Here is a 16,788-nt window from a genome sequence, read left to right as displayed (position 1 = left end):
TAATTTTTTCGATAAAATATCAAAATTTATGAACTTGTTCTTCAAGTTGACCAATACCATTTTTTAATCGTCTTAATGTATCTTTTTGAGATAGATTGTTAGCAGTATCAGCATCAGTACTTAACTTTGTGATACTACTTTTTATTAAATTCAAATCTTCTTTATAGCGTTTCAATAGGTCAAGTTCTACATTCACTTGACTAGCAAATGTATGTAAATCATGTTGCATAAGAAGAAGCATTGATTTTTGTAAATCTGCTATCGATAGTTTCGTTGTTAAATCATATAATTTTTGGTTTTGCTGCTCTAAATCATCTAAATATGCTCGTTGCTCTGCCTTTAGATTATTTACTTCAGCGAAGGTACTATATGTTTTCTTGATTCTATCTGAGTCAATTACTTTCATAAGGTCATGCTCTTTCGCTTTTGTAGCTGCTGCAGCTGCAATTTCACCTTTATTATTTTTTTCAATTGCTTCCCGCGCTTCTTTTTTAGCAGCTTCAATCTCTAAAGCAGATTTACCCTTTTCTTTTGCCTCTTGCTCAGCTTTTTTCTCTGCTTCTAAAATAGCGTTGTTAATTTCTTTCCCTTTGTTATACGCTGCTGCCGCTGTTTGAGCAGCTGGTTCAATAATATCTTTTGAAAGACTATAGATCTCTTGGAATATTTTTAGTCCTTGTTCATTTAAAGCTCCTGGTAGAAACGCTATTTCTTGCAAATCATTTTGAATTGATTTTTTAGTATCAAGTAATTCTCTTTTTAGCTTGTCTATCTTCCCTGATCCTTCTAAACTAAGTACTTCCTGAGCTTTTGTGACATTAGTATCGAGATTTTTAAGTTTTTTATCAAGCTGTAATTGAAGATCTGTTAATTCATTAATTTGATAATGAACATTTTCTTGGTTTGTCGTAACCATTTCTTGAAGAACTTCCAGCCTATCGAGGAAACCTTCCTTATCTTCCTTATTATCTACATATTCTTTTAATGTTGGATAATAGCTATTAAATTTAGTAGCAAATCCTTTACTTTTTGAATTAATTAGAACTAACTTTGGATAGAGTTCAGATGTCCATTCTTTCATATCTTGTTTTATTAGAAATTGATCTGTATGTAAAGCTGGTACTTCATCTAGCTGTACATTAGGGTTCATTAAAGATTGGTCTATATACATTTGGATTAATTTAGATTGTGCACCTAATTTTCTTAAAGATGAAGAAAGAGTCATGTTCTCTTCTTGAAGTTCTGCTTGAGCAATAGGTATTGCAAAAGTATGTACAGGAATAACTCCCGTAGCAACAATGGATGTTATCATTAACCCTTTAATTAATTTCTTTTTCATTCCATTAACCTCCCTATATGGTATTTTTCACAATAATTCAAACGATTTTTTATACAGTTTGAGCACCCCCCAATTTACTTGAGTTTAGGAAAAATTCTTTCTATTTCCTATGATGTAAATTTTAGTCATGTACACATTTTTTAGCAAATAACGACGAAATTAACCTATTTCACGCTAAAATAGGTTATTTCACTGTAATTTTGAATCTAAAAATGAATTAATATTAACAATATTCATCCGAATGTGTCACAATATAGCAAAGTTCAGTCGTCTGACGTCTGAATAATGACATATTTTTGTTAATAATGGAGGAATTAAGTGAATTGGAATAATAGGCATGGGCCAGCACGATGTCGGTCATTTCGGTAATGCAATAGGGCGTGGTGTTCTTAGACTGAGTTCCTATATTTCAGCGGGTGTTTGGACACCTACTGAAATATGTTGAAGTTTAGATATATTGGTTCCCAATAGGACTCTTCTGGTAAAAAATATTAAATTTTCATTTATTGAGGGGTATCCTTGACTTTGTAGTTACAAGGCACTTTTGAGATTTTTCATGTTTCTAGATTGAAATGTAAAGAACCAATTGCTAATCTTCAATAAGCAATTGGTTCTTAAATTAGACGTTTATTGTGTTTTGTAAAACTTAGTAGCTCACCTAAAAAGGTATAGACTAAGATTGGATTGTCATCCAGCGCGCATTTCTTCCTTTTGAAATAAGCTTTATTTCACCCAATAATTGTAAATCAGTTAAAGCTTTACTAATTGTACTTTCGGCTATATCTGGATAAATGCTTCGAATGCACTCTTTTGTAAAAGGTTGGTGTTGATTATGAATGAAATTTTGAATTCGCTCAACCTTAGTATGTTTACATATAGAATCCAGTACTCTGCTATGTAAATCTTTATAAGCCTCTAAAATAATCATTAAGAATTCTTGTAACCAGAAGTTCAGATTATGTCCATTACAGTACCAATTAACCGATGATTTAAATATAGCTTCATAGTATTCAGATTCTCTTTTCTTTATATATTCATCTAAACAAACATATTTTACAAATGTATGTCCGCTTTTTACTAATAGTAATTGCATGAACATTAGTGTTAATCTACCATTACCTTGGCTAAAAGGGATTATGCAATAAAGATTCAATATAAAGCGAGCGATCAATATAAGTGTAGGCATCTCTTTTTTATGGTTTAATAAATTGTACTGGTTGCATAATTGTTCTACAGCCTGTGGAATATTTTCAGGTGGAAGAGGACGATAACAAATCGTGTGCATCCCTTTTTCAGGAATTCCTGGAATAGAAAATGACTTTTGGCGCCATTTCGCACTGTCAGAGGTATTATAATGAATTAATTGAAAATGCAATTCTTGTATAGTATCTGGACTTATTGAAAAAGTACGAGATTTTTTATGTACAAGAGTCAAAGTTTCATAATAACAGAATATCGCATCTTCCGAAATTGATTGGGGTATCATATCATCTAAAATAAGTTCTCTTAATCGCTTATTTGAAACTTTTATGTCCTCATAAACTGAAATATAGTTTTTTATGTATTGTAGGGGTATAGCTTTTTCAAGGCTAGCGAATATATCAGGTCTTTGCTCTTGATAAGCGGTCAACATACCTTTATATTCACTAATTTCACTGACTAAGGTTATTAGTTGCTGATCAATATTTATGTACTGATCTTCGAAAAAATTTCTCATTTTGTTCCTCCTGCCACTATCTCTCAATGCTCTATTACAATAATTTTTTGTTTTTTTAGGAGTTCCAAATATTATTCTAGTATTACTATTCATATAACATTTGGTTTAATAGAGCTTTTACTTTTTAAAGAAAGAGGATTAATTTATTATTCAAATTTTTATATAAAGTTACTTTGAATTTTGAAATTACTTTTTCACTCCAAATAATGGATGTTCATGAATATAGACGTTAGACATTATTAAATATCGGAATATTATCTTTTAAATGTACTGATATCTTTATTATTTTTGTGACATTTCTGTGTAATTTCCCGATATTTTTATTACGTTTATTAATTAGATAACCATTTTGTGTCCTTTTCAATGTATCAATTGCAAGCTGCACTTTTATTTATGTGTACTTACATTTTGTTCGTCCTTTTTTAGTATTAAAATGAAAGAAACAAGCGGATACCATATCTTTATTAGACGTGGTATCCGCTTGTTATTAATCCATTGAAATTTGCCTATGCAACTCAAGGATCTTAAATTAACGCACTCCGTTTGTTTAAGTGATCTAATTCACATCTCAACCTCTCTTACATTAACCCCTCCTGCATGAACATATTTACCATTAAAACTAAAAACATTGTTGAACTATGCCCTGTTAACAAAAAAAAGTCTTCACTTGTTGTAAGTTAAAGTGGAAAGTTTCACAAATAATAAAAAATAGATTATACTGGACTAACTATCATATACGAAAAGGAGCATTTCCTATGACCGAGAATAATCAATCCGATGTACCAAAAAAAAAAATCAGCCTGCAAGAGGCAGTGAAACAGCAACTTGAAAACAAAAAGAACCAATCCACTGCTAATAAAGGAAAAAAACATGCCGACCTTTCAACAAAAAAAATGAAAAGCCAGCAAACGAAAAAAACAAGCAATACCCGTAGAAAAATGGGTGTCTAATCTACCGACAATATCGGGAAGACATATTACCTGGCAAAGCTGTTAATATTGTAAAGTGAAAAAGCATTCACCTGAATGCTTTTTTATCTTTTCATTTTATAACTTGTTTAGCTAAATGTTTCGTTAGTTCAATATAAAAAGAGCTGCCTATGCAACTCAATGATCACTAATTAAAGCTCTCCGATAGTTGAAGAATACTTTATTCATTTGGTTTAAATTTGATTGATTTTGCTTGATACATTTTATCCTTAAAAACATAAGTAATTTGAATATCACCTATATTTCCACCTGCTTGAGGGATTTGACCGCCTATTTTCGCAATAAGTTGATTATCGTTTATTTCAAAAATGATAAGATTGCCAAAATATATATCAGGAAATAAATGATTAAGCTCTATTTTTAAAGGTTTGGTATCAATTACATACCGTTCCGATAGTATTAGAAAACTGAATCTTTTTGAATACATAAAAAATCAAAGCTATTTCATAAATTTTCTTACATTAAAAATCTCCAAAAAAGGCTTAGGAATGTCTCCTTAGCCTTTCAATCTTTCTATTATTGAGTAATATTATTAGAAATCAGATTTTTTTAATGGCGATTTTCACTATTTCTCTTTATGACCTACTTCAATCATTTTCGTGGGCAATGAATGGCATATAAAAAAAGCTGCCGCCTGTAAAAAACAAACAGCAACTTCAACTAGAGTAGCAGTTATGAAGTATGCAAGCTACAGTTTAATTCTCTATTAGTTTTTGGCATACTCATTTTTTTAAGCTGCTTCTTTTTTTAAAAACTTTGTCACTAATAAACAGCGAGTGGCCCATAAGGACCTTCGATAATTTCTATTTTTGTTTCGAAAATATCTGTCAAAATTTCCGCGTCCATAACCTCTTCTACAGTTCCAAAAGCGGCAATTTGCCCATCTTTCATAGCACAAATTCTATCAGAATATTTGGCAGCAAAATTTATATCATGCATAACAGTCAAAATTGTTCTTCCAAATTCATTCGCCGCACGTCTCAAATGCTCCATCATTTGAACAGAACGAGCAACATCAAGATTGTTCAGAGGCTCGTCCAAAAGTACATATTCAGTCTCTTGGCATAAAACCATTGCTACATATGCCCTTTGTCTTTGACCACCTGAAAGCTCATCTAAATATCGATCTTCTAAATTAGTCAAATCTAAAAAATCGATATATTTAGAAATAATAGCCTCATCTTCTTTAGTTAATCTTCCCTTTGAATAAGGAAATCGTCCAAATCCAACTAGTTGTCTAATTGTAAGCCTAGTTACAAAATGATTTTCTTGACGCAATATAGTCAAAATTTTTGCTAAGTCTTTTGATTTGGATTCAGAAATATCCATATTTGCCACCTGAATTTGACCTTCTTCCATATTCAAGAGTCTTCCAATCATCAAAAGTGTCGTAGACTTTCCAGCGCCATTTGGTCCAATTAAAGAAGTAAAACCCGCTTTTGGTATTTCAATATTCAAAGGTCCTATTTTTATCTCATCAGTATAGAACTTTTTTACATTATCAATTTTTATCATAAAGCCCTCTTCCTTAAAACTACAGTTAAAAATATTATTCCACCAAATAATTCAATAATAACTGAAACTACACCTTGAGCATGGAATACGTGATACATCATAAAGTAGGCACTCGTTAATATCAAAAATCCTATAGCAAGAGCCATTGGAAAAATATATCTATGATCATAAGTCGATGCCGCCTGATAGCTCAAAGTTGCTACTAAAAAGCCATAGAAAGTAAGTGGTCCTATCAAAGCTGTTGAAATTGACATCAAAATAGCAACTAATACAAGCGTATAAATTACACTAGATTGATATTTAACTCCAAAAGAAGTAGACACATCCTTTCCTAGTGACAATATATTTAGATTTTTAGAATGAGCTAGAAGTAATAATGCTACAATTATTACCATAGGAATTACGATAGGAAAATATGCTGAATCCGCATTATTAACAGAACCAAACAATCTTGCCTGTAAAATATCAAATTCAGAAGGCGCAAGTAGTCTTCTCATGAAAGTTGACACAGAATTTAGCCCAGTGCCAATAATAATTCCAACTAAAAGCATAAGTTGTAAATTCCCGTATTTACCAGAAAGGAGCCATCCATAAAGTATTAAACTCATCAAGACCATAACAACAACTTGAAATAAAAATGATCCAATCCCAGTAAAATTTATCAATGCACTAGCACCAAAGAAAAATATTGTACTAGTATGAATTGTTGAGTAAAGTGCTTCAAAACCTAAAAGTGAAGGAGTTATAATCCTATTATTCGTAATCGTTTGGAAAGCAACCGTCGACAAGCTCTGACAAACTGCAGCAATAATCATTGCAACAAGAGCGACTATCCTTCTCATAACAACTGGGATAAAAGAAGGTGAATCTACTGGAACTGGATTGTTATAAACTAAAAGTCCATATGAAGAAAGGACCCCCAAAGCAATCAATGTTATTAGCAAAATCCAATAACGTCTTTCTTCCTTCTTAGAACGAAATGCCCTAGCTGATCTATTTTTATTATGAAGGCTAGAATCGATTTCAACATTTTCTTCATTTCTATATTCCAATGTGTTCATCGGTGCCTCCTTGGCTTTCTTTGTCTCAATAAAATAGTAATAAACACGACTGACCCCACTGTTCCAAGTATTAAAGAAACAGGTACTTCAAAAGGCATTATAATTGTTCGAGAAATTATGTCACAAGCGGTAACAGTCCCCATTCCTATCAAACATACCCAAGGTAAATTACTCCTAAGATCATCGCCTCTATACATTGAAACAATATTTGGGACAATTAAGCCCAAGAAAGGTAAGTTTCCAATAACAGCTGCAACAATTCCAACTGCAAGAGAAATAAGGGCAGTCCCAACAAGAACAATCCTATTGTAATTAACGCCAAGGCTTGTTGCGACATCTTCCCCTAGTCCAGCTAAAGTCAATCTATTAGCATACATAAAAATAAACAATGTAACAATAACAATTAGCCATAAATATTCATATCTTCCTACCTGAACAGGCGCAAAAGAACCTACAAACCAAGTTTCAATACTATGTGTCATTTGAAAAAGGAGTCCCATAAAAGTGGATACTGCAGAAATGACTGCTCCAAGCATCAATCCAATAATCGGGACAATTAAAGACGAACGAAGTTTAACTCTTCTTAAAAATAAAAAGAAAACCATAGTTCCTATAAAAGAAAAAATGATTGCACCAGTCATTCTTAAAACTAAAGTCGGGGCAGGAAATAATAAATAAACTAAAAGCAGCCCTAATCCTGACCATTCAATAGTCCCTGTTGTAGTAGGTTCAACAAAACGATTTTGTGTAATCAGTTGCATTACGAGTCCTGCCATTGACATTGCAGCTCCAGTAAGCATTAATGCAACTGTTCTCGGAACACGAGTTATGAAAAACATCTCCATTCCATCCTCTTGTCCACGTATATCATAAACTCCAGTAAACAGTGATATAATGCCTAAAATAATAACAACTATAATCGCTAATATAAAAGGTCTTGTCCATATTTTATTGTAGTTATAAAACTGGGGTTGAGAATTTATCTCAACCCTAGAAGTTACATTTTTCAGCACTTTTTATACTCCTTTACACTACTTAGCTAAAGTACTTGCAAGGTTTTCAAACAACTCTATATAAGTCTGAATTGATTCATTTGTGTAAGTATCCGCAGGTGCATAAATAATATGTTTTTTAGAAACAGCAGTTGTTTTTTGAAGAGCTGGTGCGTTAGCAATAACATCTTGAGCAGGAACTGAATCTTTTTCACCAGATATTGCAGCATCACGATCTAATACGAAAAGCCAATCAGGATTACTTTGTGCAATAGCTTCAACTGAAACTTCATCACCTTTATGATCTGAAGTAGAATCAGCAACTTCTAATGCTGGTGCCCAACCGAAAATCTCATACATCGGTCCCCAAACACGTCCAGAATGAGGAGCAGCAAAACCAATATCCCCACCACCAACGATAACACTCATCACTTTATCTGTTCCATTATAAGCAGATTTAGCATTTTCGATAACTTTATCAAAATCAGCTACCACTTGTTTAGCTTCTTCATTTTTATCGAAAATTTGCCCTAAAGCAATTGTAGAATTTTTAAGTCCATTTACTAAGTTTTCCCCAGGTGTAGCAGCTTCCTCAGAAACATCTACATTAAGATCAATAACAACTGCATTTGGTACTAATTTTTTGATCTCTTCGTAATAGTCTGCAAATCTTTGACCGACGATTACAAGTTCAGGGTTTGCAGCCGCTATAATTTCAAGATTTGGTTCACGGTGATTCCCAATATTTTGAACTGATTCATCACTTACATATGGTGAATCTGCAGGCATTACATCCTTTGGAACAGCTGCTAGTTCAATTTTCCAATCAGCTAAAGTTTCAAAAGTTCTATTATCCAAAGCAACTACATTCTTTGGGTTTACAGGAACAGTAACAGTTCCGTGGGCATCAGTGATTTCAACTGTAGCAGGTTTAGCAACTTCTTTACTTCCATTATCTTCATTAGACTTTGACTCTTGATTCGATTTATTGCTTGAATCTGAACAAGCTACTAACATCAATGTCAAAACTGCGATAATACCAACAAATTTTAAAAACATAGATTTTTTCATATACTCATACTCCTTATTATGTAATTTATTTCGAAAATGATGAAGTCTATAGATTGAATTGGATCGTCATTGCTAGCCGTCTCAATTGCTATTGATAATCATTTTCATTTAACCGTTCTGTGAACCAGTATAGTCTTTAATTCTGTGAAAATCTTGTGAAAAATATAAGATGATAAATAAAGTTAATTTTTCACATTAAGTATTGGATACAAAAAAGTAAGCGTGAAACATTCTTTTTATAGTTCCCTCATCTCCAATATCTTCCAGAAACTGCTTGGTTATCAGATTTAATAGAATAAAAAAACGAGCAAAACTGGATGAAACAGTTTTTACTCGTTTTTTTCGATATGTTTACTATTGATTACTGGAACAAACTGTACACTATTCAATCATTGAATAGCCTCTGCCATGTATTGTTTGAATATATCTGTCTTTCTTCTCGCACTTTAGCTTTTTTCTTAAATACCCAATATATAAATCCACTACATTTGGATTTACTGCTACATCATATCCCCAAACCTGGTTCAAAAGCATTTCACGGCTCAATATTGTATTTTTATTTTTGATTAAAAATACAAGTAGATCATACTCACGCTTAGTAAGCAGGAAATTATCTCCATCTTTTGTCACAATATTGCGCGATGCATCAACGAAGATATCTTTAAACCGAAAGGAATTTGTTTCGTTTGTCTGGAAACAGTCCCCTCTTCTTAAAACAACTTCTATCCTTGCTACTAATTCTTCTTTCACAAATGGTTTTCTTATATAATCATCTGCTCCTGCTTGTAATCCTGCTATGCAGTCCTTGCTGGACACATTGTCAGTCACAATGATTATTGGGGTCGTTTTAACAGCCCGTATTTGTCTACATATTTCCGGTCCGGATATACTTAACGAATCCCAATCCAATACGATAATATCCCAATCTTGCTCAAATACTATATTTAAACCTTTTTTTTCATTGTGAAGTGTTAAAATGAAATAGCCTTCTTGCCTTAGACCGCTTACGATTTTCTTTGCTAAAGAGCGTTCATTCTTAATTACCAACACCCGCTTCACCTATGATTCACCTCTACTTCATTACTTAAAATAATTTATCAAAAAAAGAATATCGGATTTATAAACCTTCAATTTCAAAAAACTATTATAACAACTCGCAAGGATATTTTTGGTATAATTAACAGTAAATATGTATAACATGCATTGGATATGGTTAAATGTTGCGACACCACACTCATTCGTATATTAAGCATCTTCATGCTAGTATAAATTAATCAAATAACCGCTGGAATGCGAATAGGTAGACATATGGAATCTAGTCTACTTTCACAATATCGATAATGATTATCATTGTCAATGAAAACCAGAACCATCTGTATAACTGATGGTTTAGTCTGTATGTACTAAGAGGTCTTCTTAATATCCTACTTTTACCTCCGTCTTACATTTCCCTAAAAACTTGTATATAGCAAATTGCTTCCTTGCATATAAATTGTTGCCTGATAATTTGTTTCTTTAATACTTATAAAGTAGGACAGGCATCAAATGTTAAATAAATAACTTTTCAACTGGCCTTCCATCCAGCTTTTTCTGCTTTATTGGTACTGATGTACAAGTGATTAATCTATTCAAACAAAATAAAAATACTACTCTTCCTCGTTATAATTGAGAAAGAATAGTATTTTTATAAGCTATAATGCCTTTCAATATTTCTTTGTAATTCTGTTGAAATCATTATTATTTAATTTCATTATTCCAGTTATAATATTTTATTCTACATTATTAACTTCATAATAACTAAGAAGTTATGATTATTGTACTCTATTGATATTTTGTTTGACTGTGCCCGAGAAAGTGCCAATGTTGCTACAATAGCGATTGTAACTCCTATAGCGCCTATCCAGGTAACCAAAGATAGCGAGACTTTCTCAACAAAAATACCTCCAACATCTGTACCAGCAGCCATTGCCAGTTGCATCGGGACCAACACAACAATATAACTTGGCTACAATCGAACCAAGTCATCAGGAGTTACTTTAAAAAGGACTCCACTTTGTACAGAAGCGCCTGTTAAACTTTACTCCTCATACTCCTTAAAATAGTCTGTTACAATTTTAAAGAACTCTTTTGCGATTGGTGTTAGGTTTTCCGAAGACTTCATGATCAAACCAATATTTCGGACTAGCTGCGGGTTCAAAGGCAAGATATGAATATTCTCTGTATAATCAGGAATTGCAAGGTTTGGCATAATAGTAATGCCGAGTTTTCCTTTTACCATTGAGATTACCGTTTCATTGTCTTTGCTACTATAAGAAACGCCTAGGGGAAGGTGTGCTTTACGAAATTCATCTTCTATAAGAGCTTCACATCCCGAGCGTAACATGATAAACGATTCTTCAACGAAATTTGCCATCGTGATAGCATCTTTTTCTACGAAAGGATGTCCATCATATATGACTGCAGATAAAGGGTCTTCCAATAATGGTATACATTCTACACCTTTAACTGGTAATGCAGTAAAGCCAAGGTCTACCGTTCCCTCTTCAACCCACTTTACAATATCTTCATACCCACCTTCATATAATACGATTTCGATGTTAGGAAAGCGCTCTTTACATATAGAAAACAAAGTAGGTATAAATGAGGCAGTAAAGCTAGGAAAGCTCCCGACAGAAACCTTCCCCAGTTCCAACCCTTTTATGGAGGCAATTTTTTGTTCTATATGAGCCATATTAGCTACAATGCTTCGTATATGCGGAATGATATACTCCCCTGCAGTTGTCAGTGATGTGCCACCCCTCCCACGTTTTAATAGTGTCACACCAAGTTCCGATTCAAGGGTAGTAATGTTATGGCTCACACCCGATTGGGTCAATCCAATTTCCTGGCCTGCCTTTGTAAAATTCCCACTTTCTACTACTTTCAAAAGCACTTCAAATTGGAAGAAATTCAAATCGTTTCACATCCTTTTCTATATTATACATGAGAGATACGAATATTTAACATAGGAAACATTCATTTTACTTATGTTACTTTTAGAAATACAATATTCGTTGTAAAACAAATCAAATAGAAAACAGAGAAATGGGAGCGTACATATTATGACAAAGCAGCAATATGAAAAGATTCTTTCACCGTACACACTTTCAAATGGAGTAACCCTTACCAATCGAGTAGTCGTAGCTCCGATGACGACCTATTCCGGAAATATAGATGGGAGCGTTTCTTCCGAGGAACTCGCTTACTATAAGAGAAGAGCTGATGGCCCTGCCATGTTCATCACAGCAGCGGCTACAATATCACCCCTTGCCACTAGCTTTCCCCGCCAAATGAAGGCATATGGGGAACAGAATATTTTAGGTCTCACTAAGTTAGCGGCTACAATTCAAGAAAAAGGAGCAAAAGCAATCCTCCAGCTCCATCATGGAGGGAGCGAGAGCCTTATCGGGTATATTGACGATAAGCAAATGGTAAGTCCCAGCGGCGTTGTTGCAAGTATCTATAAGGACGCAAATGAAGTATACATCCCGCGTACACTGACACATGAAGAAATACTGTCCACTATTCAAGATTTCGGACGGGCAACAAGAATGGCCATACATGCAGGATTTGACGGTGTTGAAATTCATGGTGCGAACGGATACCTTATCCAACAATTCTTCTCTGGATATTCAAATCGCCGAACAGATATATGGGGTGGAACATTGGAAAAACGGATGTGTTTTCCGCTTGCTGTAATAGAGGAAGTAAAACGGGTTCGGGACCAGTATGCGGACAACAACTTTATAATTGGGTATCGTTTCTCACCAGAAGAACCAGAAGAGGATGGGATAAAAATGGTGGAGAGCATCGCATTAATAGATCGGCTAGCTGATCTATACCTTACCTATTTACATCTCTCTGTGAAAAATGTTTGGTCTATGCCCCGTAGTGGCTCGGATCAAACGAAGACTAGATCAGAGATTTTTAGGAATGTAATCGCTGACAGAACAACTTCCTATCACTTGGTTCTATCCATACACCGGACGATGCATTGGGCGTATTAGAGAAAGGCATACCCCTGTTTGCGCTAGGCAGAGAGTTTTTAATGGAGCCGGATTGGGTTATAAAACTAAAAGAAGGTAAAGAAGAAGAGATTCGAACTAATTTGCCACGTGATAGTCAACTGACACTCTCAATTCCGGATGCAATGTGGGAAAATATTCTCACTCGCGATGGTATGCCTGAAAAGAGATAAACACATGGGAATATATACAAGTATGAAGAATGGATATGAATAAACATGCTGTATTTCAATTAAATGTAGCCATGTCCATCTTTGGGTCCTTTGGTTTTTTCTCAAATCTCACTGGGATTCCGGCAATTGAACTCGTATGGATTCGTTGTATATTTGCCGCTGTCTTCCTATATATTGCTTGGATTGTAACAGGTAGTTTTAAAAGGGAGCAATGGGTTAGAAAAGAATTATTTTTATTGTTTGTTGTGGCATCGCGAATGCATTGAACTGGGTGTTTCTTTTTAAAGCATATGAAATGATATCTATTACAATCGCAATTACCCTAGATCATTTGGCTCCTATCCTGGTTCTTTTCGTAGGAACCCTTCTCTTTAAGGAGAAAATGACGAAATTCAAGTATCTTGCCATCTTGATTTGTTTTATTGGAACAATGTGCATAGTGGGGGCGAATGGATTTCACATAACTTCTACAAGCTGGACGGGAATAATATATAGCATTATTGCGGCATGTTTCTATTCAGCAACGATGATCTTAGGAAAGAGCATTACAAAAACAACTGTATATGCAACCACTTTTCTTCAAATGGTGATAGGCTTAATCGTATTAATGCCTTTTGTTCAATTTTTCAGTTATCCGAAAAGGATAGGCTGAACAGTAGTTGTGTGCTTTTGCTACTAAAGACGGAGGCGTTCCTTTTATCATCAATTCCTCCCTGTTTAGCAAGTTAAAAATTCTTCTTGAACTAATCTGACCCGATAGTTGCATAAGAACAAGCTGTCTAAATGACAGCCATGTCCTATGCTATTGCACCTATTAGTTTAAATGTATTCATTCACAAATTTACTTGTTTTTGAATAAAGAATCTCACCAACTAAACATCTTGTAGCTATATTTATTATAAGATATGTATTTGACCATCTTGATATTTTAATGAAAAATTATCTGCTTTATTCAAGAGAACAGGTAAGTATTTAGAAACCATTTCTGCAATTCCTAGATTGATTGGATTTAAAATCCAATCAATAGACTTCCAATCTAAAATACCTTCTCTTATTTTAATAGGAGTTTCTAATTTCAAGTGATTAGTTACTTCATACAGATAAACATATATTCCATCTAGTTCACCATTAGAAGTCGCCCAACTGACAGTACCTTTAGAGAAATAGCGTTCCACTCTAATCCCTGTTTCCTCAAACACTTCTCGCAGTGCACCCTCATCAGGGGTTTCACCTTTTTCAATCTTTCCGCCTACTCCATTCCAGACACCCATAATTGGCGACTTTTCTCGATTTAGCATTAATATATTATTATCATTTCTCACGAAACAAACTGTATACTTGTACATTATTAGAATCAACACCTTTTTAAAGATTACTTTCTAAATTATAAACTGTAAAAAAACACTCACAATGATTATGGTACCTTTACTGAGCTAGACTGCTTCGTTCTTATTATAAATATAGTTTTATTATAGCAGTAGCCGGGTAGAACGTAACTGCCCTTATTACGGAGTAAATGCCCTATTTCCGCATTTAAATATGGTACACCTTGGAAATGACAAAGGATATACTATAGGGAAGTTAAATAGATGAGTGTGAATCTAATGAAAAAGCTAATAATTGAAAAAAATCAAGTTACAGCTGCCAGTTCATATTACCATTCTATTTAAATAGAAATTTTTCAAAATCATCACCAACTTTTCTTCTCTTCATATTCTATAAAATCAGATTGAATATTGAGGGGGAAACCTATAGGGATTGAATTCACAGCTCTCCATTGGATTTACGTTGTTTTTATTGTCCTTATCATTGGTTTTATGGTTAAACGTCGCGATACCACCCTCATTTGTGTACTAACATCTTCATGCTGCAATCTTTGCTACGGGCGATTTAACTGCATCTATTAGTGGTGTTTTTAACAGTTTTATTTATGCTATTACAGAGCTGTTGTCGAACATTCTTATTATTTCTATAATCGTTGCCATGAGTCGAGTGAAAACCAATGCTATTTTCATAACTTTTCTTTCATTAGAAGACCTCAAAAGAGGCTGGGCAAAAGGATTTTAGCCAATAAAAATATTAATTCGGGTCTTTTTATATTGCTTTGTAAATTTAAAAATTATCCGGCTTTCATAATAAACAAATTAGTTCTGTCCCATCCTCTTCATTCATTTTTTTAAATCTCATCCATTCTTTTATCTATTAATATCACTCTTTTTTAACTTTTATTATTGCCGTAATTTATATTGTATAAGGTTAAATACATCGGTTTTAAAAAATAGACCTCAACACATATAGCTAATAAACTTTTTTATAGCTTGTTCTCCCGCATGTATCCATTTATTTTTATTCCTAATGTAACCGTCTTTATCAAGAGGATCTTGAAATTGGTTAATTCCCGTGGCACTCAATAAAGAATTTTTATCCTTATCCAAACCAATATTTACAACATGCTTTATAACGTACGGTTTATGGAAAATAATAGATGCTTCGTATTGGTCGAGCTCTCCTTCCAAAACTGAAAATGGAACTCTTAAGTAAATGGTTTCTCCTCCTTCTCTCCACAAAATGGAATCAAAACATCCCCAATCATAATCCCAATTTCCTCCCAATGTATATCCTAGTTCTTTAATTCGGTAATTAATATAACCAAAAGTTGTCCTCTTTCCTTCAAGCTCCGTTTGTAACTCTAACAATACATTCCCTCCCTGCTTAAAATACTTTTTACCATTCTTACCAAAAAAAAATATACGTATTCAAACTAATCAAAACAATAAATAGGACAAAAAAGCTAAAACGAAATATTTTTATAGGTTTCAATTTAAAGTTCATTTAAAAAATCCGCTTTCCTTTATACAAGAAAAACGGACAGATGTCATATGTTTTTAATTAGTTCGTATGTTTCTAATGCGCGAATTCTAGCAAGGGAATGATCTGTGACTGCCTATATTCCTTCGACTCATTGTCGCGAAGTCTATTCGCTACATGCCAAATTGCCCTGACACTAATATTCCCCCATACTAAATGGTATGATATCAGTAGATTTTAAAATGGATTTTCAGGGTGGCGTCCTTTCAAACTCTTATTGGATAAATACAACAAGTCCTACTTGGTCTCCTCAAGATAGTAGTAAATAATTTAGAAACTAGATAAAACCAAAAACACAGGTTAAATTGAGTATCTCTTTCTTTTTAACGTTTCAATGCCAATTCATAAATCCTTCTTTTACGGGAAAATTAAATAATATAATTTTTAATTATTGGGAGGAGATTTAAATTGGGGAAAATAGTATTTTTTCTTTTTTTAATTCTAACTTTTCATATGAATAATGCATATTCTATTACTACTGATTTAGAAAAAATATATTTAAAAAACGGAGAATATACTGAGGTAAACAAAGCTATTCAAGAGGCGAAGGCATTTTTTAAAAAGGACATTCCGTTACCTACTCGACTTCCCCCAATTTCATTTACACATGTTTTCGCATCGTTTAATCAAAAAAGTTCTCAATTAACTATACATTATTTAGATGAAAACAACGGGAAAAAACACTACACTTTAGTTATCATACCTAGCAAGAATGATATGTCATATCCAAACGATGCAAAGAAAGTTCATTTGGGAAATGGTCAGGAAATGGTTTATTTTAAAAGTAATGATTTTATTATTTGTAGAACTATGGTAAATGATTTTGAATATACACTTATTGTTGATAAAGTTAGTAATGATACAATTACGTTAGATGGAATAGTGAAGATAATTAATTCTATAATATAAAACAAAAAGAGCAGGCACTCATAACTTTGCTTTCATCGAAAGTTTCCTTTGTTGGCGTTCGATACCCCAAATGCTTGCAAGCCTGCTCGT

The 16,788-nt window shown here is 33.4% G+C and carries 18 protein-coding genes and 1 pseudogene; 7 read left to right on the top strand and 12 right to left on the bottom strand.

What is annotated here, in order from left to right:
- Positions 1-19: 19 nt before the first annotated feature.
- Both hblC and AC3WSO_RS07745 read right to left on the bottom strand, forming a co-directional pair.
- Complete coding sequence (gene hblC, locus AC3WSO_RS07750; protein ID WP_492530079.1) at positions 20-1,339, bottom strand: hemolysin BL lytic component L2; 1,320 nt, start codon at positions 1,337-1,339, stop codon at positions 20-22.
- A gap of 673 nt (positions 1,340-2,012) precedes the next feature.
- On the bottom strand, positions 2,013-3,056 hold the full coding sequence (locus AC3WSO_RS07745; RefSeq protein ID WP_492530078.1) for a Fic family protein: 1,044 nt from the start codon (positions 3,054-3,056) through the stop codon (positions 2,013-2,015).
- A 755-nt stretch (positions 3,057-3,811) separates the two neighbouring features.
- Here AC3WSO_RS07745 and AC3WSO_RS07740 point away from each other — a divergent pair.
- Positions 3,812-4,006 (top strand): hypothetical protein, encoded by a 195-nt coding sequence (locus AC3WSO_RS07740; RefSeq protein WP_492530077.1) that lies wholly within the window; start codon positions 3,812-3,814, stop codon positions 4,004-4,006.
- A 199-nt stretch (positions 4,007-4,205) separates the two neighbouring features.
- Here the strand turns inward: AC3WSO_RS07740 and AC3WSO_RS07735 are convergent, their stop codons facing one another.
- The 8 genes from AC3WSO_RS07735 to AC3WSO_RS07700 all read right to left on the bottom strand — a co-directional run bounded on the left by AC3WSO_RS07735 (position 4,206) and on the right by AC3WSO_RS07700 (position 11,637).
- Complete coding sequence (locus AC3WSO_RS07735; protein WP_492530076.1) at positions 4,206-4,472, bottom strand: hypothetical protein; 267 nt, start codon at positions 4,470-4,472, stop codon at positions 4,206-4,208.
- Positions 4,473-4,807: 335 nt separating this feature from the next.
- Positions 4,808-5,560: an iron ABC transporter ATP-binding protein gene (locus AC3WSO_RS07730; RefSeq protein WP_492530075.1), complete on the bottom strand. Its 753-nt coding sequence runs from the start codon at positions 5,558-5,560 to the stop codon at positions 4,808-4,810.
- Positions 5,557-6,621: an iron chelate uptake ABC transporter family permease subunit gene (locus AC3WSO_RS07725; protein ID WP_492530074.1), complete on the bottom strand. Its 1,065-nt coding sequence runs from the start codon at positions 6,619-6,621 to the stop codon at positions 5,557-5,559. Before AC3WSO_RS07725 ends, AC3WSO_RS07730 begins: the two co-directional genes overlap by 4 nt.
- On the bottom strand, positions 6,618-7,634 hold the full coding sequence (locus AC3WSO_RS07720; protein WP_492530073.1) for an ABC transporter permease: 1,017 nt from the start codon (positions 7,632-7,634) through the stop codon (positions 6,618-6,620). The genes AC3WSO_RS07725 and AC3WSO_RS07720 overlap by 4 nt, the downstream gene beginning before the upstream one ends.
- 18 nt (positions 7,635-7,652) lie before the next feature.
- Positions 7,653-8,684, bottom strand: a complete 1,032-nt coding sequence (locus AC3WSO_RS07715; protein WP_492530072.1) for a siderophore ABC transporter substrate-binding protein — start codon at positions 8,682-8,684, stop codon at positions 7,653-7,655.
- A gap of 381 nt (positions 8,685-9,065) precedes the next feature.
- Complete coding sequence (locus AC3WSO_RS07710; protein ID WP_492530071.1) at positions 9,066-9,743, bottom strand: response regulator transcription factor; 678 nt, start codon at positions 9,741-9,743, stop codon at positions 9,066-9,068.
- A 715-nt stretch (positions 9,744-10,458) separates the two neighbouring features.
- On the bottom strand, positions 10,459-10,662 hold the full coding sequence (locus AC3WSO_RS07705) for a hypothetical protein (RefSeq protein ID WP_492530070.1): 204 nt from the start codon (positions 10,660-10,662) through the stop codon (positions 10,459-10,461).
- A 99-nt stretch (positions 10,663-10,761) separates the two neighbouring features.
- Positions 10,762-11,637 carry a LysR family transcriptional regulator gene (locus AC3WSO_RS07700; RefSeq protein WP_492530069.1) on the bottom strand — a complete coding sequence of 292 codons (876 nt, stop codon included), beginning with the start codon at positions 11,635-11,637 and terminating at the stop codon, positions 10,762-10,764.
- Positions 11,638-11,785: 148 nt separating this feature from the next.
- Between AC3WSO_RS07700 and AC3WSO_RS07695 the strand changes: the two genes are divergently transcribed.
- From AC3WSO_RS07695 to AC3WSO_RS07680, 4 genes are read left to right on the top strand one after another with little or no spacing between them, the layout of a single operon-like run.
- The gene (locus AC3WSO_RS07695) at positions 11,786-12,730 is read left to right on the top strand and encodes an oxidoreductase (protein ID WP_492530068.1); all 945 of its coding nucleotides are present in this window, start codon (positions 11,786-11,788) and stop codon (positions 12,728-12,730) included.
- Positions 12,718-12,921 carry a hypothetical protein gene (locus AC3WSO_RS07690; RefSeq protein ID WP_492530067.1) on the top strand — a complete coding sequence of 68 codons (204 nt, stop codon included), beginning with the start codon at positions 12,718-12,720 and terminating at the stop codon, positions 12,919-12,921. The genes AC3WSO_RS07695 and AC3WSO_RS07690 overlap by 13 nt, the downstream gene beginning before the upstream one ends.
- 35 nt (positions 12,922-12,956) lie before the next feature.
- Positions 12,957-13,187, top strand: a complete 231-nt coding sequence (locus AC3WSO_RS07685; protein WP_492530066.1) for a hypothetical protein — start codon at positions 12,957-12,959, stop codon at positions 13,185-13,187.
- 5 nt (positions 13,188-13,192) lie between these two features.
- Positions 13,193-13,573 (top strand): EamA family transporter, encoded by a 381-nt coding sequence (locus AC3WSO_RS07680; protein ID WP_492534277.1) that lies wholly within the window; start codon positions 13,193-13,195, stop codon positions 13,571-13,573.
- A 244-nt stretch (positions 13,574-13,817) separates the two neighbouring features.
- Here AC3WSO_RS07680 and AC3WSO_RS07675 read toward each other — a convergent pair whose 3' ends face one another.
- Complete coding sequence (locus tag AC3WSO_RS07675; RefSeq protein ID WP_492530065.1) at positions 13,818-14,267, bottom strand: NUDIX hydrolase; 450 nt, start codon at positions 14,265-14,267, stop codon at positions 13,818-13,820.
- A 405-nt stretch (positions 14,268-14,672) separates the two neighbouring features.
- Here AC3WSO_RS07675 and AC3WSO_RS07670 point away from each other — a divergent pair.
- Positions 14,673-14,916, top strand: a pseudogene (locus AC3WSO_RS07670) (hypothetical protein); the annotation flags it as partial.
- A gap of 290 nt (positions 14,917-15,206) precedes the next feature.
- Here AC3WSO_RS07670 and AC3WSO_RS07665 read toward each other — a convergent pair.
- The gene (locus AC3WSO_RS07665) at positions 15,207-15,617 is read right to left on the bottom strand and encodes a YugN family protein (RefSeq protein ID WP_492530064.1); all 411 of its coding nucleotides are present in this window, start codon (positions 15,615-15,617) and stop codon (positions 15,207-15,209) included.
- Between the two features lie 580 nt (positions 15,618-16,197).
- Between AC3WSO_RS07665 and AC3WSO_RS07660 the strand changes: the two genes are divergently transcribed.
- Positions 16,198-16,698: a hypothetical protein gene (locus tag AC3WSO_RS07660; protein ID WP_492530063.1), complete on the top strand. Its 501-nt coding sequence runs from the start codon at positions 16,198-16,200 to the stop codon at positions 16,696-16,698.
- The last annotated feature ends 90 nt before the right edge of the window (positions 16,699-16,788 follow it).

The organism is Lysinibacillus sp. EB106-09-02-XG168 (assembly GCF_058791475.1).
Note: the sequence above shows the minus strand (reverse complement) of the source record. Positions and strands in the feature narration are given on the sequence as shown.